We start from the raw sequence: 18,258 nt of genomic DNA, 5'->3' as shown, positions 1-18,258 counted from the left end.
TCCCCCTAGAACGGCAAGTCGTCTTCGTCTTTCGGAATCTGTGCGCTTGCCTGCTGTTCCTCGAACATCTTCTGTGTCGTCTGGCTGAAAGACTTGTTTCCGGAATTTCCGTTTGCAGACTTTTCTGTGCTGTTGTCGGAGCTCTTCGCTGGCTTTGCCATCTTCCGCATCTCGCTTACCTGGATGTAGACATCGTTGTGATGCTCGCCGTTCTGGCTGTTGATCCAGTTGTTGTTGCGGATTTTTCCTTCCAGCTGGACTCTCTCTCCCTTAGCGAATTTCATGCGGTCCAGGGTGGTTGCGATGTTGCCCCATGCAACACACTTCAGCCAAGTGCTTCTGCTTTTCCATTCTTCGCCTTCCTTGTAGGCTTCGCTTGTGCAGACGTCGAACGTCAGGCGCGGCTGGCCCTGGTTACTCATCTTGAGCTCTGGGGCGTCGCCCAGGTTACCGATGATCTCTACATAGTTCTTGTGGATTTGCATTCTCTTCTTCCTTCCATCCTTGCGGAAAACGTAACGGTTGGCTTGACGGGTGATCTTTGGGCAATAGCCTTGGCGAAAGTGACGGCTCGGCCCCGGTGTGGATGCCATCGTAGTTGTGTGCAAGTAACCAGGTGGCCTTCTTGATGAAGGTTTCTCTACCGCCGTTCCTGCACAAATCCGGTTCCTTGCGCATGATGTACCAGGAGTATTCCTTGGTCCATTCCATCTTGATGCATAGCATGTGCAGGGCGTTCATGTAGTTGGTTCTCTTGATTGCCGGGTGAACCATTGTATACCTTATCCGTCCAAAATTCCTGCCAGGCAATACAAGACGGGGAAGATTGCAAAAACGCCGGTCATCAGAAGTGCGGTGGCGAAATTTTCGGCACACTTCTTTGCTGCTTCCAGGTGTCTTTCCTTCTGCCAATACTCGGCGCTCTTGTATTCGTTGAAGTTCATGTTAATTCCTTTTGTAAACTTTTGTTAATGCGGGGGGGGGTAACGATCCCCCAAGAGTGTCGAAGCGGCTAGATAGCTGTTGCCAGTAGTGTCACCGTCTACGCATTCTCTGAGTAGTACTCTTCTCCATGCCCCGCTGTGCCTAATGGATGATTAGGGCTTCTTGGTCGATATTCGTCAGTACAAGGAATAACGCTCTCTCCCTTTTGCGGCGGAAGCAGTTCCGGCTGTTCCTTCTTTTACGAAGGATGAAATCTTCGTTTTCCTTGTTCTTTTCGCGGTAGCGTTCTCCTCGTATCCGGTCGCTCTTTCGGCCTGCATCGGTCTTTCTCCACTTGCGATGCTTGTTCTTCGCGGCGAATGTTTTCTCGTACCTTTGCGAAGCTTTCCTTGCGTTCTCCTTCCGCATTGTCGACTCGATGCACTTCGGCTCGAACGGATGCGTCTCGATTTTCTTTTTCACTCTTGCGTAGAAGTCTTCTGAGTTCATTCTGGCATTCCTTGAATTTCCTTTCGCATTCCATGGCGACCTTCGCCCATATTCCGGTTGACTCGGTTGGCTCCGTAGCCTTGAGCAGTGCTTTTTTCTGTAGGTAAAGCCAAGCCTGTCAGGTCTCGTATGTCCTGTACTTCAGCTTGTCTTCGTCCGTAGCCATATCGTCAGTCATTGTCTTCTCCTCGTTCTTCCCTTAACTGGAGAGCCACCTCCATCTTGATCATCCTGTTGGTCAAATTCTGGTTAATCTGTTCCAGCTCTCCGTTCTTCTGCTGTTCCTTGATGTACAGCTCCGAAATCTTGCGGTAATCTTCCTGCTGTTCCTTTCCGTCGATCACAAGTGCATTGAAAGCTTCCTTCCAGTTCTTCAGTTCCTCGCGCAGACGGTGGTTCTCCTCCATCGCGGCTTCGTATCGTTCCTTGTCAGTCATCTTCGTCCTTGAGCTTGGCGGCTTCCTCCTGGTACTTCTCCAGTACGACGTTCTCGATGTGTTCCCGTAACTGCCTGGAGATTGGCTGACAGATGCATCTGAATTCGTCTCCCTTGTAGAACGGATCGTTAGGGTATCCCACGAACAGGCCGTTTTCTCCATCCATCACGCGGAGTCCGCGGACGGTGAACTGGTCATTGAACACGATGGTCACAAGGCCCTTGATGTGGTTAAGCCCTTGGCTTTGGCTGAACGGATAGACCTTGACGTCGGTGACTGTCAAGCATTCATATTCGGTTTTTGTTGCGTTGTTGCTCATATATGCAAATCCTTTTAAAGTTTCCTTCTCTTCATTTTTGCCCTGCAGTAGTTCTTGCAGTGGCCTTTCCAGTTCTCTATTACGATGCCGTCCTTGTCGCAGCCGGGGCGGTCCACGAAGTTGATCTCGAACCATTCGCGGGCGTCGTCTGCGTCGAGCTTTGCCGTGCGGGCGAAGTCATAGACGGCTTCTTTCGTTGGCGGTGGCAATTGCTTGCGGCCAGTGGCAACCTGACCGCAAGCGGGCTTTGCCGAGCCTCTCACGGAATTTTGTTGCCCAGCGGAAGTGGCGGATTCCAGAAGCGACCCGTCGGAGTTAAGGAGAGATCCTCCTTCGGGCATTGCGAGTTCATCCCCTTCGTTGCCTGTGGGGGCTTCCGCCGGGCTATTTTCGGTGGTGGCAGATGTACCAGATTCCAGATGCGCACGGTTGCCCGTGTTAGCGAAGTTCAGCGAGCCCTCGCGGGTGTCGCCATCTGCCACCAAATTGTCGCTGGACGGTGGTACTTTACAATCGTCAGCGGCGTTACCGTTCGCTGCGTCCAGCTGTGTGCCGTTCGTGCTTATGTCGGATGCGGTCACTTGGTCGTTATTCTTTGCTGCAGCCTTGGCGCGTTCGTTGGCGACTCTCTTATTGCCGCCTTTCTGACCGGCCTTCTGTTTCTTAGTCTGGAATTCTTTACCTTCCTTGAGAAGCATGGCTGCTCGTTCGTTCGTTTCGTAATCTTGTTCAAGCAGTGCGTTTGCTTGTGCAATCACTTCTCTACCGGCAGCTTCGAAATCGCCTGTTTTCTGAAACTTATTCCAGAAGCGCCAGTTTTCGAGAATGTCGATTCGTACAAACGCAATGCCGGTTTTACTTTTCATTCCTTGCCTTTGTATGTTTCGATTACGGCTTTGGAAACTATTGCGCCGAGGGACATTTTGACTCCGGCTTCCTTTAGGCGATCCTGTTCAGCCTTGGCGACATCTATAGCCACGAGGCTGACAGCTACTGCCTGGTTGTTCGGGTCTTTTGTTGCCATTTATCGTTCCTTGTTTTATTAATGAGAATGATTATTTGTTAATCACAGTAACGAATATAATTAATCTGATTAATAAAAACAAGGGGTTTTATAAAAAAAATTGTAATAAGATTAATAAAAATTATTTTTGCGGTTATTATGGAACCAAAATTTGATTTTAATTCGTTTTTGCATAGAAAGAAGCTGAAGCATCGAGAAGCGGCTCCTTTTGTGGGTGTTTCTCAGAGTTTGGTGGCTGCATGGGCATCGAATAGGGCTGTGCCTAGTTATGAGTCGATGGGAAGACTTATTGAGGCCGGCATGACCGTCACGGAACTTTTCGGAGAAGAATTATCGAATAGATTGAAAGAAAATGACCGTTGTCCGTCCGTTGAACCGCCTACAAGAAGTGATTTGAAGGCGGTCGTTAGGGAGATTATGGACGAAATAAGGTCCGAATCAGGTTCTCCAAATTCTTAGAATCCGCTCAATAATCAAGTCAATGGCCTTGCCAGGAGGGATTTTCCCTTTCTTGGCGTATTTGGCTACTGCGTAGATATACGTTAGGTCTTTCTTCATATAAACTCCTATAAATTATGGTGAATTTTTCAAGCATTGCTTAAGCACTGCTTAAGCAGAAGTAGATTTTTGCTTTAAGCAAATTTCAAGCGCAGCTTAAGCACTGATTAAGCCACCTCACCTCATTACACTTCATCTCATATCATTTCACTCCATCGCAGTATTAACCATAACTCACTCATTAACCTTTAATCCTTATGTGTACATAACCCTCATACTCACTCATAGGCAAATAGACCCAATTACGGCTTCGCTACGGCTCTGTTTCTATCGCAAGTAACAATACAAGTCCACCACCGCAAAACCACGCCAACGCCAAGCGCACACCATCCCTGCTAACTCAGCAGGCTCCGCACGCACACCAAGTCCTTATGGCAGATGATAACAGTCTGGAGCGCCGCTTCCGTTCCGCTTCTGAACCGTCCCGCTAAGGTGGGGGAGATGGTTTTTTCTATCTTGCCTTGCATTCATAATTCTTTAATTCTATTTTCATGACATGGACAAAACAAATGAACAATTCAATTCTGGCGCTGTCGATACCGGGAGCGAACAAAATTCCACCGTTTCCGCCGCCACCACCGAAGTCTCTCGAAATGAAATGGAACGGCATAACCTTGAATTTCAGTGCCGCTATAACATCTTTCTAACGGATGACTATGCAGACCACTACGGCAGACTTGAGCTGGCATGCTCGTTTGTTGGCATTGTTTTTGGCTTTACTGCGATGACTTCTATTGCCGAATCGGTTGGCCAGTTGACATACGGCTTAATGGGATTTGCTTCTTCCATTCTGGCGTTGCTTTCCGTGGTTTATGGTTTTGGTCGTCGTTCCTCCAATGAACTTAGAATGAAAGCCGCTTTTGAGTCTGCTCTTAACGACTTGACTAAAGAAGGTGCCTGCGACCATCTTGAATCTATTCGGGCTTCTATTGCCGCTATTAGCGACGATCCGAAGCGTAACGAAATTTCCAGAGCTATTGCCTACAATGAAGCTGTTGATGAGATGGGGCTGGATCAGTCCTATAAGCTTGATGTCGGTTGGATTTCCTATCATACGAGATTCTGGCTTCCTTGGCGTAAACCAAACAAAGGTTAAGTAACCGGGTCCGCGTTCGCGGGCTCGTTTTTGTTTGGTGGATGTTGGGTTGGCCTACTTTCGCTTCTTTTTCTGATCTTTTTCTTTGGCCATTTCTTCGGCTTCGATTTCTAGGAACTCCTGATAGGCTTCCTCATAATCCTTCGGGTCGGAGTAGATGTCGTGCAGAACCTTTTGCCATAAGGCTCTTCCAAGTCTCCAGAATCGTCGCTTGACTCCGGCAGAGCTGATTATCCATTCGTTGCCTACTAGGTCGGCTTCCAATTCTCCACGCTCGCGCATTCTTCGAATGGTCCTGTCGGATCTTTCACAGTAGAAGGCGACCGTCTTCGGGGGTACGGTTAGGTGTCTCATGCGGTTTATCCTAAATTCTTGTAATAAAATTATAATTGTTTTGCATTTTGTATAGATTGCTTGACGGACAAATTAAGCCTATCTGGACAATTTGGACAAACACGGACGGGTTTTGTGGACAGTTCGGACTGATTGGAGCCGTTGGACGCTTGCCATTGTATTTGCCGTTTTTCCTTCATAGATTTTGCTTGTCGGGCAATTCCGCCCGGCGAATAGTAAAGGGTAATTGGGTAATCCGATGGCTACTTACACTAACGAAGGTTCTTCCAGCACCGCTAAAGCTGGTCTTGGTCTTGGCATTGCAGGTACTGCACTTGCACTCATGCAGAACGGTGGTCTTGGTCCGCTCTTTGGCGGCGGCAATCAACAGACTACCTTGGCTCTCGCCCAGAAGGATTCGGAGATTGCACTTCTTAAGGCAGGTCAGGAAACTGACAAGAAGCTGGTGGAAGTCTACAATGCTCTGTTCCGCAACGACAAGGAAATGAATGCTAAGATTGCTGGCATTGACGGTCGTGTTCTGGCTCTGGAAACTGCTGCTCCTCTGAAGGAACAGATTGTGGATCAGAAGATTGCTCGCGTCGCCGATACGATGACTTGCTGCTGCAACGCCGCAAACGCCGCTATCGACAATCTTAAGGCAACTCTTGCGGGCATTACCAAGACTGTTGTCCCGAATTCCAGCGTTTGTCCTGGTTGGGGCCCTGTGACTATCGCCCCTGAAACTCCGGCGGCATAACAAGGGGCTGAGCTATGATCACTTTACAGCAGGCACTTGACGGATTGACGCTGTTTGCCACTCAGGATGTGATTGCCACTATGCCCAATTCCATGAGCAAGTTCATTGCTCTTATGGCTGTTGGTGCGATGCGGAACAATCCTGCATCATTCATTAAGCCTTACGAATCTGTCCTTAAGTCTTTTGGGGTGCTGTCTGAAGACGGCTCCATGGTTCATGAGGATAATGTTCGTGCCGCCTTGAACGAGGCCTTCAGCAATATGCCTAAGGTTTCCTGGATGGGATTCACCTTTTCCGCCGATGATGCTGCCAAGCTGATGGCTCGCATGGGAGGCTAATATGGGCGAACTGTTCGCTAAATTGGAAAAACGCTGTATGACTCATCTCGAAGTCATCTGCAACGAGTCTGACGATGCCAATGGCTTTGCCAGTTCTCAGCAGATTGACGACATGAAGGACTTGCTCCAGAGTGTTCGCGATATGCACGAGATTCAGTGCATGCAGAAAAAATCCGTTGTCTAGACCTTAGTGGTTAGGCGACACCAAGCCAGAGGGGAGCGATTCTCTCTGGCTTTTTGCGTGTTGCGTTTCTCCACGGCCTTTGGCGTTTAGGGTTAAAAGTCTTGTGTAGTGGCTTCCTGGTGGCCTATTGCTTGCCTTTGCTTGCTGTTTGTGACATTTTGTGTCTTGGCGGGTGGTTCTTTAACCTCAATTATTTAACCGTCAAAACACGCTAGAAACCGCTTAAAATAAGGATTTACGGCAATGTTTTAACTTTGAATTTTACTATTGAGTTTTGAATTTTAACTTTAACTTTTAACTTGTGAAAATGTTAAAAGTGTGGCGGGGGAGGGGTGCCACGTGGCGTGACCTGGACCGATGGTTTGCCGTTGTTCTGGATGATGGGCACCCCCGCGGGGTAGGCCCCCGGGTGTCAAAAGGGTTGCTACTGTTTGCAACTCCGATGGGGTGAGTCCGACGCCCCGCGTCCGCCGTTTGTGTGGATTTTTGGTTTGGGTTAAGGGGTGGGGATGGTTGGTGGATGTGGCGGTCTAAAAATAACATGGTTCAATTTTAACCAAAGATTTTTTTTAATGGGTAAAATGTGGGTATGTTCTACAAACATTCCCAGCATAGTTACCCGGATTCCGACCTGATTAACGCATCGGCGTTCAGCAGGATCGTCAAAATTTCAAATGCCGCTGTCACCAAAGCAAAGCAGAGCGGGCGCCTTGATACCTTCGAGAACTCCGAAGGCAAGGAATGTTTCCACCGTATCAGGAGCCCGCAGCAGTATTGGGCGACCCGTGACCGCCGCCATGTGACTACCCCGACGCAGGGGCAGAAGCAGGCTGGCTTCGACAACATGACGGCCCAGGCCGTGGCCCACAATCCAAATTACGATGTTCCTACTCCGGGCTTCGGCGTTCCGATTCCTGGCGTAACCGATGTGGATGATCCGCTGGACTTTGGTTCGGCTGCTGCCGAACGCGCGGACCTTGCTACATCCAAGGCGCAAAAGGAATACCAGAACGCCCGCCTTGCAAAGCTCAAGGCTGACGAAATGGAAGGCCGCCTGGTTCCCAAGCAGCAGGCCGCAATCATTGCCTACCAGATTGGCGCGAACATTCAGGACAAGGTCATGACCATTTACTCTTACCTTGCTCCGGAAATCGTCGGCTACTTCAAGGACCTAATGACAAGGGCCGAAATTCCCAATGAAAAGATCATCGAAATTACAGGCGACGCCGACCATTATGTGGGTGAAAAGATCCGCAAGGCTTGCTTGAATGCCCTGAAGGATTTGACCGAAAAGACGGAGGAAAATTTCCTAGATGGTTGATGCAAGCGTCAGCATGTCGCCTACACTCCAGGCGAATATCAACCATGTGGCCGAGAACATCTTGGCCGGTCTTCGACCGCCCCCTGACATGACCATCAGCCAGTGGGCTGAAAAGAACCGTATTCTCGCGGGAACTGCATCAAGCGAACCTGGTAGATGGCGAAACGAAAGAACGCCTTACCTGGTGGAAATTATGGACGAACTCTCGCCGCAAAGCCCAGCCACGGACGTGGTCTTTATGAAGGGCTCCCAGATCGGTGGAACCGAAGTCCTTATCAATACGGCGCTCTATTACATTAAGCATTGTCCGTCGCCAATCGGTCAATTCCAGACCACGGAACAGACTGCCAAGAGATTCTTGAAGCAGCGTATCAACCCGGCTATTGCGGCCATGGGCATGAGCGACCTGTTCTATGGCGACGAAATGTACATCAAGGAATTTCCTGGCGGTGTGCTGACAACAGGCTGGAGTAACAGCCCGTCAAACTTCCGTTCGGCACCTTTCCGGATTTTCCTTGGAGACGAAGTTTCTGAATGGCCAAAGGACTGTGGCGGGCAGGGCGACCCTTGCGAGCTCGGGCGCCGAAGAACCACCAACTTTCCGCGGCGCAAACTTTTCTGGAATTCCACGCCTGGAACCGAAGGCGACTGCCGCATTACCGAAATGTTCTACCAGGGCGACCAGAGGCATTACCAGGTGCCGTGCCCCCATTGTGGCGAACTCCATAAATGGGAATGGGCGAACATCGTTTGGGACTGCGATTCCGAAGGACGGAACCTGCCGCAGACCGTGCGCACGAAGTGTCCTCATTGTGGCGAGGAATACGGTGAACACCACAAAACGGAACTGATGAATTTGGGCCAGTGGGTCAAGGAAAATCCGGATGGAGAATTCCCTAGCTTCCACATTAACGCCCTGTATTCTCCGCTTGGCTGGTACTCCTGGGAAAAGGCTGTTATCGACTTCTTGAACGCCAAGGGCGATGTCAACAAAATGAAGTCCTTCGTCAACAATGTGCTTGGCGAAGCGTGGAGCCTTGAAGACGGCAAGGTTATAGATCCGAACGGCCTAATGACCCGCTGCGAAGATTACGAAGCCGAAGTTCCCGAAGGTGCCGTTGTCCTTACCGCGGGCGTTGACGTTCAGGATGACCGCTTGGAAGTGGAAGTTGTCGGCTGGGGCAAGGGCCTTGAAAACTGGGGCATTACAAACAAGGTTCTTGTGGGGAACCCGGCGGAGCCTGCTGTTTGGGAGGCTCTGGATTCTGTGCTGATGGCTCCCTATGGGAACGTGTTTGACGAAAATCTTTATGTTGCGGCAACCCTTATAGACTCAGGTGGCCACCATACCGCCGATGTTTACAACTACACCGCGAAAAGGGAACGGCGAAACGTTTATGCCTGCGTCGGTAAGAGTGGCCTTGCAAGGCCCCTTGTGACACGTCCACAGCGAACAAAAAAGAGTGCGCTGCATAACGCCACCCTTGTGACCGTTGGCGTGGATATTGCCAAGGACCAGTTCTACGATTGGCTCTCCATTGAACAGGCTGGCCCAGGATTCTGCCATTTCCCAAACAAGCCCGAGGAATACAACAAGGAATTCTTTGCCCAGCTGACCGCCGAAAAACGCTACAAGAAATGGGTGAGGGGTAGCCAGGTTTGGGGCTACAAGAAAATACGCCCGCGAAACGAAGCCCTGGATAAGCGCAACTATGCCAGAGGCGCTCTGCAATTGACGGGCATTGACGTTGACAAGTTTGCTGCTGCTGGCAAGAAATTCCTCCGGAACGTGAGCGCAGGACCCGTCCGCAGGAAAAAACAAATACGAGAAATTTCGGGAGGAATGAAGCTATGAGTAAGCGTCGAGGTTATGCTGAATTGGAAAATCGAATGCAGGAAGTTTTGGTGTGCTACAAAGAGTTTCGTCGCGATTTTGATGGAACTTCATACCGATACGAAAATCATGTTGTATATTTGGAATCGTTGTGTCGTCTCAATAAATTGATATCTGATGAAGCGATGAAAGTTTTAAAAAAACTTGGAGGAATTAGGAGATGAGTTCTGTTACGGTATCTTTGGATAAGTTGGGCAAGGCTCTTGAAAACCAAATCAAGAAGGACATGAAGCAGGTTAGGTTTGCGGCCTTTAAGGCGGTGAACGAAGTTGCCTTCAAGAAAGTAAAGCCTGGCCTTGCCACTGAATTCAAGAAGTCATTTACGGTGCGCAATACGAAATTGCCGCAACGCGTCCAGATCAAGAAGGGCACCCGCGAAAATCCCGTTGCAGAAGTTTCTTTCCCGCATGATTGGATGTACATCAACACGAAGGGTGGCGACAAGAAACCTGAAAAATCTAGGGTGCTTATGGTTCCCATCAAAGACGGTGGCCTTAAGGACTTTCGACTTTCCAGCGGTAGGATCAAGCGTGGAATGACCGCCGGCGCATTGCTTAAATACGCCGATGCCCACCCCAAAAAGACCAAGGCCCATGTAGCTACGCCCCACGCCTTCAAGAACATCAAAAACAAGAAGGGGCAGGATATTATTGCCATTCGCGACAAGTCCAACCGCAAGCAAATGAAGTGGCTCTACGTTGGCGTTCCTGTTGCCAAGGTGATGAAACGCTGGGACTTTGAAGAAATCGTCCGGAAAATCGCATCGAAGGAACTTCCCCTGGAATTCGATAAGCAGCTGAAGCACGCTATAGCCACTGCCAAATAGTCTGTCAATACCCAAAATGACCATCTTCAAAAAAGATGGTCCAAAAATCGTATTTACCGATGTGGATGGGCTATCTTGTGAACGTATGGCAAAACGTTATCCTGTTGCTCTTTGTGAAAAAATGGTCGCTGCTGCTGAAGCGGCGCTTGTACGGGCTATGGATGCACAAAGTTATTCTATAGGCGGTCGCTCTAAAACGAATGCGTCTGTTGAATCTTGCCAAAAAGAACTTGATTTGTGGCTTGACCGCTTAGCTACTGCTCGTGGCGGCAGCAACTGTAAAATGAAAATTATTACGGGTGTTCCCGTTTAGGTTTTTCGATGGCTAGTACGATTGGTCCAAAAGGTACTGCGTGGAAGGCGGCGTCCGTTGTAACGGAGGCCTTGCGAAATTTTGTTGCGCTTCCGAGTTCTGCTGACCGTGATTTGGCCTTGGACCTGGAAACACTTCGTTTGCGTAGCCGCCAGCTTTTCCAGAACAACACTTTCAGTCGCGCGATGATTGAAAGTTTTACCACCAATGTTGTTGGTACTGGCTGTAAGTGCCGTCCTACTCTTCGTTTGATGGATGTGGTTGGGCTAAATGCGGAACAGGCCGAAAAATGGTGCCGAAAGACGCAACGTCTTTTTGAACTTTGGGCTGAATCAAAAAACTGTGATGCAGAGCGCAAGAATAACTTTGCTCAACTTCAGCATCTTGCTTTCAAGTCAGCAAAGATTGGTGGTGACAGCTTCGGTCTTGCTTGCTATGACAAGAAAAATTCCGCATTTGGTCTTTGCATTAAAATCCTTGAAGCGGATCGTTGCCAAAATCCATTGGGTTCTTTTGATTCCGATGCTCTTGTTCATGGAGTAGAAGTTGATAAGAGTGGCATGCCGACTGCATTTCATTTTTCTTCTAAACCTACATGGAGTATTGACTCTTATACTGATACAGTTGATTGTGTTCGTATTCCTGCTTACGATGCACTCGGTTATCCGAATGTGATTCACGTTATGTCTGTTGACCGTACAGACCAACGTCGCGGCGTTCCTTTGCTGGCTCCTTTAATTATGCAGCTAAAGCAGTTGGAACGTTATCAGGACGCTGAACTTATGGCTGCTGTGGTCAGTGCTTGCGTTACTGCTGTCGTTACCAGCAATAATGACGAAGAAGCGGACGATATGGGCGCTGACGAGGGAAACTCGGAAACAGATTCTTACGGAAATCCTGTGAATGGAACGGCGCCTTCGCTTGAACTGTCGATGAAACCTGGTGGAATTTGGTCTTTGCCGAACAAGTACAGTGCAAGTCTGCTGAATACGACTCGGCCGAATGTAAACTATCAGCCGTTTGTTGAGTCCATTTTTAGTGAAGCTGGTGCTGCGGCGGGTTCGAGCTATGAGGTGATTTTAAAGAATTTCCATACGTCAAATTATAACGCAGTTCGTGCAGCGGTCCTTGAGAGCCGAAAGACATTCAACCGCATGCGAAATGACTTTATTTCGGATTTTTGTCAGCCCATTTATGAAAAATGGCTTGCACAAGCAATCCTAACGGGTCTTATTGACGCTCCTGGTTTCTTTGATGATCCGATGAAACGCGCCGCATGGTGTGGATGTCGTTGGATTTCTGATGCTGCTTTCCTTTTGGATCCGCTTAAGGAGACCCAGGCAATCAAGATGCAGATTGACGAACAGCTTATGGATCGTGATACAGCTTGCGCTATGGTCAATGGCGGCGAATACGATGTGGTTACGGACCAGCTTGCTAAGGAACTGAATATGCGCAAGGCAAAGGGTCTTGGCGAACCTGGTAGCGTAACTAAGACTGAAAGTTTCTCTGTATCGACTGATGATACGAACGAAAGTTCTTTGAACTAGGAAAATAGGAATGAATTTTTTGGCGAAGTTTATCGGTACAAAGTGGGCTATGCGCTCCGAAGATGCTTCTATCCTGGCGTCTTCCCGCCTGCGATTTACCGAAGATGAAGACGGACGCTTTAGATTTCGCAAGGAAAGTGGCGAACTTGATATTGTGAACGCTGTCGAACATCGTGACGACGGGATTGCCGTCATTAAAATTGACGGTTCTCTGATGTATCGCGGTGAAGATGCGTTCTGGTGGGGCTGCGATTCTTACGATTCTATTCAGGCTGCTTTCGATGAATGTCTTGCAGATGATAACGTCAAGGGAATTGTCTTTGACATCAATTCTCCGGGTGGTGAAGTCAATGGCTGTGCTGACCTTGGTAATCGAATTTTTGAAGCCCGCGGTAAAAAGCCGTATGGCATTGTTGCTCGCACCGGTGGCATGATGTGTTCTGCCGCCTATTGGATTGGGTCTAGTTGTGAAAAAGTTTTTTGTGCTGACAATGGCACTCTTGGTTCTATTGGCGTACTGTGTAGCTTCTCGAAGTGGAGCGAGGATTTGATCAAGACGCAGGTAGTTGTTTCTGACCTGTCTCCCGATAAAGCTGCAACGCCCGATACTCCCGAAGGCTTGGCTCTGATCAAGAAAGAACTGAACGATCTTGCCAGCGTATTTATTGAAACGGTTGCCCGCAATCGTGAAACTACTTACCAGGATGTACTCAACAATTACGGTAAAGGTGCCGTGTTTATCGGTGCCGATGCTGTAAAGGCTGGTCTTGCAGACGGCGTGATTTCCCTGGACGCTCTCTGTAAACAAATGGCTCAGGGAAGTCTATCTATTGGAGGTGGCGTAATGGCTACTGAAAACAAAAAGTCTGCTCCCGCAGCAAGTGCTGAAGGCGTGGATCTGGAAGCTATCAAGGCTCAGGCCATTGCTGATTACAAGGCCCGTGTAGCTTCCTTCGAAGCTGCTTTTGCGGGTGTTGAAATCTCTGCAGAAGACAAGAAAAACTTTATGGAAGACGAATCCAAGACCGTCGCTGACGCGAATGCATTTGCACTTTCCAAGGCAAAGGATCAGATTAAGGCCATGGCCGAAAAGATTGAAGCCGTTGCCAATGAACGTGACGAATTCAAGGCTAAGGCTGAAACAGCTCCGTCTGCCGCATCTGAAAAGGACCGTGCGATTTCCGCTCTTGAAAAGAGCGCCGCTGACGCAAACAGCGTGACTCCGGATGGCGAAAAGGAAAAAACTTCTGCTTCTAAGCATTCCGATTGGGCCAAGGAAGCTGCAGACAAATTCTACAAAAAGGGGTAAACAATGTCGACTAAGATCAATTTCGACAACGATATCGCAGGTGATTTCCCGATTCACAGCGAAGTTGTAAAGATCGGGGCCAATCAGAACCTTAAGCGCGGTGCAATCCTTGCGGTGAATTCCGCTGGTGCCGACAAGGGCCTTGTGCTTGTTGCCGGTGATGCTAAACCGGTTGCTCGCCTTATGGCGGATGTAAATACTGGTGCTAATGGCGGCTATGCTCTCGTTGCCCGCACAGGTTGCTTTGCTGACGGTTCTATTGTGATTGGCGAAGGTGCCAATGTGCAGACCGTTAAGGATGAACTTGCCGCACGTTGCCTTTTCTTTAAGGCTGTTGACGGCGTAAAGGACTAATGAAAGGAGGACCTAATGTCTGGTGAACTCAATCTTGATTCTCGCTACGAGCTGACCAAGCTTACCAGCGAAAACTTTAAGCCTTCTCAGTTCCTTCGCCGTATGTGCGCTGTTGAACTGCACAAGACTAAGACTCTTATTCTTCAGCAGAATAAGAAGACCCATCTCATTGCTTCCTATGTTGCCGATGATGACGAAAATGGCAAGGCTCTTGCCCGTGATGGCTTTGAACGCCTTGTGGTGACTGCTCCTACCGTGCATCCGTGGCGCGATCTTTCCAAGCGCGATGTCGAAACTGCTGCTAAGGCAGACGGTATTGTTACCTATGGTGGCCAGGAAAGTTCTGAAAAGATTAAGTTCCAGAGCTTGATGAATGACGCTCTCGAACTTCGTCAGTCTATCGAACGTCGTGAAGAACAGCAGATTGTTGAAGCGATCACTACTGGTAAGGTTGATGTTAAGGTTGACGACAATCTGATGCGAACCATCAACCTGAACATCCCTTCTGCAAACCTTTCTCCCGCAGCTTCTGGTGATAAGTTTGATGCAAATGGTTCCAATCCGATTCTCTATCTTCTGAACCAGAAGCGTCTGGTCTCGAAGAATGGTGGTGGCAATGTCGGTTTGACCATCATGGGTAACGATGCTTTCGACGCTTTCATCCAGAATGATGCAGTCAAGGAATACATGGACAAGCGTAACATGATGTTCGGCGAAATTGAACCGAAGGACACCGATCCGGAAGGCATTACTCGTTCCGCTCACATCCTTGGCATGGACATCATTACCTACGATGAATTCTTCTATGACGGAAAGCAGAAGAAGGACCTGGACTTGATTCCCAAGGATTCCATTATCATGATTGGTAATGGTGCTGGCTTCAAGATGCATTACGGCGCTATCGCAGATGGTACCGACGGCACCCTGAATGTGTGCCAGTCTTACGTTTACACCTGGATTAAGAACGGCAAGTCCAAGATTCTTGAAGAAGAATCCAGCCCGTTGTTTGTCCCGATGAACGGTGCCGCAATCATTTCTCGTAAGGTTGTGTAAACAATGTCTTTCAAGGATGACCTCATGACTGATCTTGCCGAGACGTTCTTTAACGAGAACGAATTCGGTGAAATCGTTACCTTGACTCGCGGTGGTGAAAACTACGAGATCAAGGGGCTGTACGACAGCCCCGAGGTCCCTTCCGAAAGCGTTGGTGATGTTGGCGCGATTGCCCATGTTCATCGTCTGTTTGTGCGAGTTTCCGACCTTCCAGAAAGCAAGCCCCGCAAGAATGACGTGTTTACATTGGGCTCGACGCCGTTTCACTCTTCTGTGAAACTTAGCGCTATTGATTTTGTGAGTGAAAAAGACGGGGTCGTGGTCTATCGACTCAAGGAAACGAAATGAGCGAAAGAACTTTAACCTGTATTAAAGACTTTAGGCATGCCGTCGTGCAGACTCTTATTGATTCTGATATCGAAGGCATCGGCTCAAACGTTTCTGCTTCAAGGCTGATGAAAATCTGGCCCGAAGAAGAGTCCTATGTGATAGTCAATATTCCAAACGTGAGTTTTGACGACAAGGCCACGAACCCTCGTTTTTATTATGCCAAGGCCGATTTGAATATCGATGTTTATGCCAGGTCCTTTATGGATGGTGAAGATAACCTGGATGGCGTTGATTCCGATTCCGACCTGAATGATTTTTTGGATAATGCTGCCAACGCCATTATTGCTGCCGTTGACCCCTGCAAGAGCTGGAAAGGCCCTTACGAAGGTCTTGTGAGCAAGTGCGTTCTCAGAAGTTACGCCAACAATCTTTCTGACCCAGAAAGAACTGAAACGGACCGCGGGTCTGCCAGGATTTCTTTTGAAGTCTCGTTTACGATTCATGTTGACAAGACGGCTCCAACGAGAGATTGGTTGCGCGCGAAGAATTCTGTTGCTGCAGATGGTGGCGAACCTTTAGATTTTGAAACAAAACTGAGGATTGAATCGTGAGAAAATTCGTAAAGCCTGTTGGCGCTCCAGTTTTTATTCCGGAACACAATCGAAAGATTTTGCCGGAAGGCGAAACTGTGGAAGTGACCGGCTACATTGAACGCCTTATTGCTTCTGGAAACCTTAAGGTCGTTTCCGCGACGAAGGTTTCTGTCAAAAATGAACCCCAAAACCAGGAGACCGAGAAATGAGTATTTCTTTCTCTGAAATCCCGACTGATAATCTTTACCCGATTTTCATGACGGAGTTTGACGGCTCGAACGCTACCAAGTCCGGCGCACTGCCGTGGAAAAACTTGATTATCGGTCAGCCGCTCAGTTCGAAGAGCAGCCTTAACGGCACTCTTGTGAAAATTAGCAGCGACGAACAGGCCGATGCTGAATTTGGCTATGGTTCCCAGCTGGCTTTGATGGTGAAGGCTTTCCGCAAGAATACCAAGTTCAGCGAACTTTGGGCTTTGCCTGTTGCCGACGACTCTTCTGCCGCTGCCGCCAAGGGCTCCTTGACCTTTACTGTGGATGGCGATAAGTTGAATGTTTCAGGTGTTGTGCGTCTGATGGTCGCTGGCCAGGCTTGCGCTGTTAACGTTTCCATCGGTGATACTGCTGCGAATATCGCAGCAAAGGCTGCCGCTGCCATCAATGCAATTGACAATCTTCCTGTGACTGCCGCTGTTCCGGAAAACGCCCAGACCAAGGTGGAACTTACCGCCAAGAACAAGGGCACCTGCGGCCATGGCATTGACATCCGCTGGAACCACAATCAGGGTGAAAGGCTGCCCGACGGCTTGACTATTGCCAAGGTCGCTATGGCTGGTGCCGGTGCTGACCCGTCTTACGCAATCGCAGGCGTCAAGGCAATTTGCGAAGGCACCTGGTTCAATGCCATCGTAATCGGCTCCGACGAACCTACCAATGTGGACTACATCAAGGAAATGCTTGATTACCGTTGGAAGGCAACCGTCCAGCAGACCGGCGTCATGATCTTCTCTTTGAACGGTAATGATGTCCTCGATGGCACTGACGATGATCCTGGTTTTACCAAGCGTGGCGAAAAACTCAATTCCCAGGAAATCGTTCTTGCTGCTCTTCCGAAGTCCCCGACTCCGGGCTTTGAAAAAGCATCTGCTTTGCTTGGTTGTGTCGCCCCCAAGGCTCTCAACGACCCTGCACGCCCCTTGTCCAATTACACCGTTGCAGGTATTGTGGCTCCAAAGCCCGAAGACCGCGAAGGCTTTGATGGCAACAATTCCTTGCTCAGGTCTGGTTGTGCCTGCCTTGTCGGCGCAGACGACGGGTCTGTAATCGTAAAGCGTATGGTGACCACCTATAAGAAGAATGCCGCAGGAGCCAAGGACACTGCATTCTTGCAGCTCGAAACAGTCCTTACCCTCAGCTATCTTCGTTGGGATTGGAACAACTATATGTCGGCCAAGTACCCGAACGCAAAGCTTGCCGGTGACGGTAACAAGTTCGGTGCAGGTCAGGTCGTGATGACTCCGAAACTGGGCAAGGCAGAACTCTTGAGCCGTTACCAGTTCTGGGTGGAAAAGGGCCTGGCGCAGAACTACGAAGACTTTGCTGCCAATGTGGTGGTGATGCTTGACAAGGATGATCCGTATGCAATGCAGTTCCTCATTCCGGCTCATCTCATTAAACAATTCTTCGTTGGCAAGTCCAAGATGCAGTTTGACTAAGGAGGTCGAAGATGGCAGATTTTGATGATGTTGGTGGCGTGTTCGAACTCAAGGTGAACGGCGTCCTTTATAACCTGAAGGGCCAGCCCACCATTGAGCTTGGTGGACCTACCCGCGAACCTGTTCTGGGTCCCGATGGTCGCCTGCACGGTTACAAGGTTGTCGGCAATAACCCCGGAAAGATTTCTGGAACCATTACCGATACCAACAGTCTTGACCTGGTGGAACTCCAGCAGCTCAAGGATGCGACCGTCACCGTGCAGAAGCCCAACGGCAAGACCGTCGTTCTGGACCATGCCTGCTTCAGCATTGTAGCGAGCGAAAGTGGCGAAGAAGGCGAAGTTTCCTTTGAATTCCAGGGCCCTCCGGCTAAGGAACAGAAGTAAACCTGACGCCTTGTTGGGTAGCGATACCTGGCAAGCGCCCCGCTAAGGCGGGGCAAATCTCCGCGCGTCGTGGGTGCCACTTGCAAGAGGCTTGAGGATTGCGATTGCATTTGGATCAGGTTCGAATCCTGG

The 18,258-nt window shown here is 49.3% G+C and carries 27 protein-coding genes; 18 read left to right on the top strand and 9 right to left on the bottom strand.

Features of this window, described 5'->3' with window-relative positions:
* Window positions 1-5 precede the first annotated feature (5 nt).
* From BUB73_RS10970 to BUB73_RS17310, 8 genes are all read right to left on the bottom strand, one after another.
* Entirely contained in the window at window positions 6-485 is a 480-nt protein-coding gene (locus BUB73_RS10970) for a single-stranded DNA-binding protein (RefSeq protein WP_170932305.1), read from the bottom strand.
* Window positions 448-774: a hypothetical protein gene (locus BUB73_RS17320; RefSeq protein ID WP_170932306.1), complete on the bottom strand. Its 327-nt coding sequence runs from the start codon at window positions 772-774 to the stop codon at window positions 448-450. Before BUB73_RS17320 ends, BUB73_RS10970 begins: the two co-directional genes overlap by 38 nt.
* Window positions 775-782: 8 nt before the next feature.
* A complete protein-coding gene (locus tag BUB73_RS17315; RefSeq protein WP_170932307.1) occupies window positions 783-944 on the bottom strand; it encodes a hypothetical protein in 162 nt (53 codons plus the stop codon).
* A gap of 142 nt (window positions 945-1,086) precedes the next feature.
* The gene (locus BUB73_RS10965) at window positions 1,087-1,434 is read right to left on the bottom strand and encodes a hypothetical protein (RefSeq protein WP_073285776.1); all 348 of its coding nucleotides are present in this window, start codon (window positions 1,432-1,434) and stop codon (window positions 1,087-1,089) included.
* Between the two features lie 170 nt (window positions 1,435-1,604).
* Window positions 1,605-1,871, bottom strand: coding sequence for a hypothetical protein (locus tag BUB73_RS10960; RefSeq protein WP_073285773.1), 267 nt, complete (start codon window positions 1,869-1,871; stop codon window positions 1,605-1,607).
* Window positions 1,864-2,190, bottom strand: coding sequence for a SpoVG family protein (locus BUB73_RS10955; RefSeq protein ID WP_083539751.1), 327 nt, complete (start codon window positions 2,188-2,190; stop codon window positions 1,864-1,866). The genes BUB73_RS10960 and BUB73_RS10955 overlap by 8 nt, the downstream gene beginning before the upstream one ends.
* Window positions 2,191-2,204: 14 nt before the next feature.
* Window positions 2,205-3,056 (bottom strand): hypothetical protein, encoded by an 852-nt coding sequence (locus tag BUB73_RS10950; protein ID WP_073285770.1) that lies wholly within the window; start codon window positions 3,054-3,056, stop codon window positions 2,205-2,207.
* Window positions 3,053-3,214, bottom strand: a complete 162-nt coding sequence (locus tag BUB73_RS17310; protein ID WP_170932308.1) for a hypothetical protein — start codon at window positions 3,212-3,214, stop codon at window positions 3,053-3,055. The genes BUB73_RS10950 and BUB73_RS17310 overlap by 4 nt, the downstream gene beginning before the upstream one ends.
* Before the next feature lie 138 nt (window positions 3,215-3,352).
* Here BUB73_RS17310 and BUB73_RS10945 point away from each other — a divergent pair, with 138 nt between their 5' ends.
* Window positions 3,353-3,673, top strand: coding sequence for a helix-turn-helix domain-containing protein (locus tag BUB73_RS10945; RefSeq protein ID WP_073285767.1), 321 nt, complete (start codon window positions 3,353-3,355; stop codon window positions 3,671-3,673).
* A gap of 595 nt (window positions 3,674-4,268) precedes the next feature.
* Window positions 4,269-4,868, top strand: a complete 600-nt coding sequence (locus BUB73_RS10940) for a hypothetical protein (protein ID WP_073285765.1) — start codon at window positions 4,269-4,271, stop codon at window positions 4,866-4,868.
* Between the two features lie 54 nt (window positions 4,869-4,922).
* Here BUB73_RS10940 and BUB73_RS10935 read toward each other — a convergent pair whose 3' ends face one another.
* Window positions 4,923-5,150, bottom strand: coding sequence for a hypothetical protein (locus BUB73_RS10935; RefSeq protein WP_073285762.1), 228 nt, complete (start codon window positions 5,148-5,150; stop codon window positions 4,923-4,925).
* A gap of 310 nt (window positions 5,151-5,460) precedes the next feature.
* Here BUB73_RS10935 and BUB73_RS10930 point away from each other — a divergent pair, with 310 nt between their 5' ends.
* From BUB73_RS10930 to BUB73_RS10850, 16 genes are all read left to right on the top strand, one after another.
* Entirely contained in the window at window positions 5,461-5,961 is a 501-nt protein-coding gene (locus BUB73_RS10930; protein ID WP_073285760.1) for a hypothetical protein, read from the top strand.
* 14 nt (window positions 5,962-5,975) lie between these two features.
* Complete coding sequence (locus tag BUB73_RS10925) at window positions 5,976-6,299, top strand: hypothetical protein (RefSeq protein ID WP_073285758.1); 324 nt, start codon at window positions 5,976-5,978, stop codon at window positions 6,297-6,299.
* 1 nt (window position 6,300) lies between these two features.
* Window positions 6,301-6,483 (top strand): hypothetical protein, encoded by a 183-nt coding sequence (locus tag BUB73_RS10920; RefSeq protein WP_073285756.1) that lies wholly within the window; start codon window positions 6,301-6,303, stop codon window positions 6,481-6,483.
* 589 nt (window positions 6,484-7,072) lie between these two features.
* Entirely contained in the window at window positions 7,073-7,804 is a 732-nt protein-coding gene (locus tag BUB73_RS10915) for a hypothetical protein (RefSeq protein WP_073285754.1), read from the top strand.
* The gene (locus BUB73_RS10910; protein WP_073285751.1) at window positions 7,797-9,659 is read left to right on the top strand and encodes a phage terminase large subunit family protein; all 1,863 of its coding nucleotides are present in this window, start codon (window positions 7,797-7,799) and stop codon (window positions 9,657-9,659) included. Before BUB73_RS10915 ends, BUB73_RS10910 begins: the two co-directional genes overlap by 8 nt.
* Before the next feature lie 199 nt (window positions 9,660-9,858).
* Window positions 9,859-10,524: a hypothetical protein gene (locus BUB73_RS10900; protein WP_073285745.1), complete on the top strand. Its 666-nt coding sequence runs from the start codon at window positions 9,859-9,861 to the stop codon at window positions 10,522-10,524.
* Between the two features lie 16 nt (window positions 10,525-10,540).
* Entirely contained in the window at window positions 10,541-10,837 is a 297-nt protein-coding gene (locus BUB73_RS10895) for a hypothetical protein (RefSeq protein ID WP_073285742.1), read from the top strand.
* Window positions 10,838-10,908: 71 nt separating this feature from the next.
* Window positions 10,909-12,387, top strand: a complete 1,479-nt coding sequence (locus BUB73_RS10890) for a phage portal protein (RefSeq protein WP_170932309.1) — start codon at window positions 10,909-10,911, stop codon at window positions 12,385-12,387.
* A 10-nt stretch (window positions 12,388-12,397) separates the two neighbouring features.
* The gene (locus BUB73_RS10885) at window positions 12,398-13,696 is read left to right on the top strand and encodes a S49 family peptidase (protein WP_073285737.1); all 1,299 of its coding nucleotides are present in this window, start codon (window positions 12,398-12,400) and stop codon (window positions 13,694-13,696) included.
* A gap of 3 nt (window positions 13,697-13,699) precedes the next feature.
* Entirely contained in the window at window positions 13,700-14,050 is a 351-nt protein-coding gene (locus BUB73_RS10880; protein ID WP_073285735.1) for a hypothetical protein, read from the top strand.
* A 15-nt stretch (window positions 14,051-14,065) separates the two neighbouring features.
* Window positions 14,066-15,103, top strand: coding sequence for a major capsid protein (locus BUB73_RS10875; RefSeq protein WP_073285732.1), 1,038 nt, complete (start codon window positions 14,066-14,068; stop codon window positions 15,101-15,103).
* 3 nt (window positions 15,104-15,106) lie between these two features.
* Window positions 15,107-15,451 carry a head-tail joining protein gene (locus tag BUB73_RS10870; protein WP_073285729.1) on the top strand — a complete coding sequence of 115 codons (345 nt, stop codon included), beginning with the start codon at window positions 15,107-15,109 and terminating at the stop codon, window positions 15,449-15,451.
* Window positions 15,448-16,044, top strand: coding sequence for a hypothetical protein (locus tag BUB73_RS10865; protein WP_073285726.1), 597 nt, complete (start codon window positions 15,448-15,450; stop codon window positions 16,042-16,044). Before BUB73_RS10870 ends, BUB73_RS10865 begins: the two co-directional genes overlap by 4 nt.
* Window positions 16,041-16,235: a hypothetical protein gene (locus tag BUB73_RS10860; RefSeq protein WP_073285723.1), complete on the top strand. Its 195-nt coding sequence runs from the start codon at window positions 16,041-16,043 to the stop codon at window positions 16,233-16,235. The genes BUB73_RS10865 and BUB73_RS10860 overlap by 4 nt, the downstream gene beginning before the upstream one ends.
* Window positions 16,232-17,740, top strand: a complete 1,509-nt coding sequence (locus tag BUB73_RS10855; RefSeq protein WP_073285719.1) for a hypothetical protein — start codon at window positions 16,232-16,234, stop codon at window positions 17,738-17,740. Before BUB73_RS10860 ends, BUB73_RS10855 begins: the two co-directional genes overlap by 4 nt.
* A gap of 11 nt (window positions 17,741-17,751) precedes the next feature.
* Window positions 17,752-18,126: a phage tail tube protein gene (locus tag BUB73_RS10850; RefSeq protein WP_073285716.1), complete on the top strand. Its 375-nt coding sequence runs from the start codon at window positions 17,752-17,754 to the stop codon at window positions 18,124-18,126.
* Window positions 18,127-18,258 lie beyond the last annotated feature (132 nt).

Origin of the sequence: Fibrobacter sp. UWH6 (assembly GCF_900142465.1) — a bacterium.
GTDB lineage: Bacteria > Fibrobacterota > Fibrobacteria > Fibrobacterales > Fibrobacteraceae > Fibrobacter.
Note: the sequence above shows the minus strand (reverse complement) of the source record. Positions and strands in the feature narration are given on the sequence as shown.

Coding starts and splice junctions, on each gene's coding strand:
- BUB73_RS10970 (WP_170932305.1), bottom strand. CDS start 485: ATGCAAATCCACAAGAACTATGTAGAGATCATCGGTAACCTGGGCGAC.
- BUB73_RS17320 (WP_170932306.1), bottom strand. CDS start 774: ATGGTTCACCCGGCAATCAAGAGAACCAACTACATGAACGCCCTGCAC.
- BUB73_RS17315 (WP_170932307.1), bottom strand. CDS start 944: ATGAACTTCAACGAATACAAGAGCGCCGAGTATTGGCAGAAGGAAAGA.
- BUB73_RS10965 (WP_073285776.1), bottom strand. CDS start 1,434: ATGAACTCAGAAGACTTCTACGCAAGAGTGAAAAAGAAAATCGAGACG.
- BUB73_RS10960 (WP_073285773.1), bottom strand. CDS start 1,871: ATGACTGACAAGGAACGATACGAAGCCGCGATGGAGGAGAACCACCGT.
- BUB73_RS10955 (WP_083539751.1), bottom strand. CDS start 2,190: ATGAGCAACAACGCAACAAAAACCGAATATGAATGCTTGACAGTCACC.
- BUB73_RS10950 (WP_073285770.1), bottom strand. CDS start 3,056: ATGAAAAGTAAAACCGGCATTGCGTTTGTACGAATCGACATTCTCGAA.
- BUB73_RS17310 (WP_170932308.1), bottom strand. CDS start 3,214: ATGGCAACAAAAGACCCGAACAACCAGGCAGTAGCTGTCAGCCTCGTG.
- BUB73_RS10945 (WP_073285767.1), top strand. CDS start 3,353: ATGGAACCAAAATTTGATTTTAATTCGTTTTTGCATAGAAAGAAGCTG.
- BUB73_RS10940 (WP_073285765.1), top strand. CDS start 4,269: ATGGACAAAACAAATGAACAATTCAATTCTGGCGCTGTCGATACCGGG.
- BUB73_RS10935 (WP_073285762.1), bottom strand. CDS start 5,150: ATGCGCGAGCGTGGAGAATTGGAAGCCGACCTAGTAGGCAACGAATGG.
- BUB73_RS10930 (WP_073285760.1), top strand. CDS start 5,461: ATGGCTACTTACACTAACGAAGGTTCTTCCAGCACCGCTAAAGCTGGT.
- BUB73_RS10925 (WP_073285758.1), top strand. CDS start 5,976: ATGATCACTTTACAGCAGGCACTTGACGGATTGACGCTGTTTGCCACT.
- BUB73_RS10920 (WP_073285756.1), top strand. CDS start 6,301: ATGGGCGAACTGTTCGCTAAATTGGAAAAACGCTGTATGACTCATCTC.
- BUB73_RS10915 (WP_073285754.1), top strand. CDS start 7,073: ATGTTCTACAAACATTCCCAGCATAGTTACCCGGATTCCGACCTGATT.
- BUB73_RS10910 (WP_073285751.1), top strand. CDS start 7,797: ATGGTTGATGCAAGCGTCAGCATGTCGCCTACACTCCAGGCGAATATC.
- BUB73_RS10900 (WP_073285745.1), top strand. CDS start 9,859: ATGAGTTCTGTTACGGTATCTTTGGATAAGTTGGGCAAGGCTCTTGAA.
- BUB73_RS10895 (WP_073285742.1), top strand. CDS start 10,541: ATGACCATCTTCAAAAAAGATGGTCCAAAAATCGTATTTACCGATGTG.
- BUB73_RS10885 (WP_073285737.1), top strand. CDS start 12,398: ATGAATTTTTTGGCGAAGTTTATCGGTACAAAGTGGGCTATGCGCTCC.
- BUB73_RS10880 (WP_073285735.1), top strand. CDS start 13,700: ATGTCGACTAAGATCAATTTCGACAACGATATCGCAGGTGATTTCCCG.
- BUB73_RS10875 (WP_073285732.1), top strand. CDS start 14,066: ATGTCTGGTGAACTCAATCTTGATTCTCGCTACGAGCTGACCAAGCTT.
- BUB73_RS10870 (WP_073285729.1), top strand. CDS start 15,107: ATGTCTTTCAAGGATGACCTCATGACTGATCTTGCCGAGACGTTCTTT.
- BUB73_RS10865 (WP_073285726.1), top strand. CDS start 15,448: ATGAGCGAAAGAACTTTAACCTGTATTAAAGACTTTAGGCATGCCGTC.
- BUB73_RS10855 (WP_073285719.1), top strand. CDS start 16,232: ATGAGTATTTCTTTCTCTGAAATCCCGACTGATAATCTTTACCCGATT.
- BUB73_RS10850 (WP_073285716.1), top strand. CDS start 17,752: ATGGCAGATTTTGATGATGTTGGTGGCGTGTTCGAACTCAAGGTGAAC.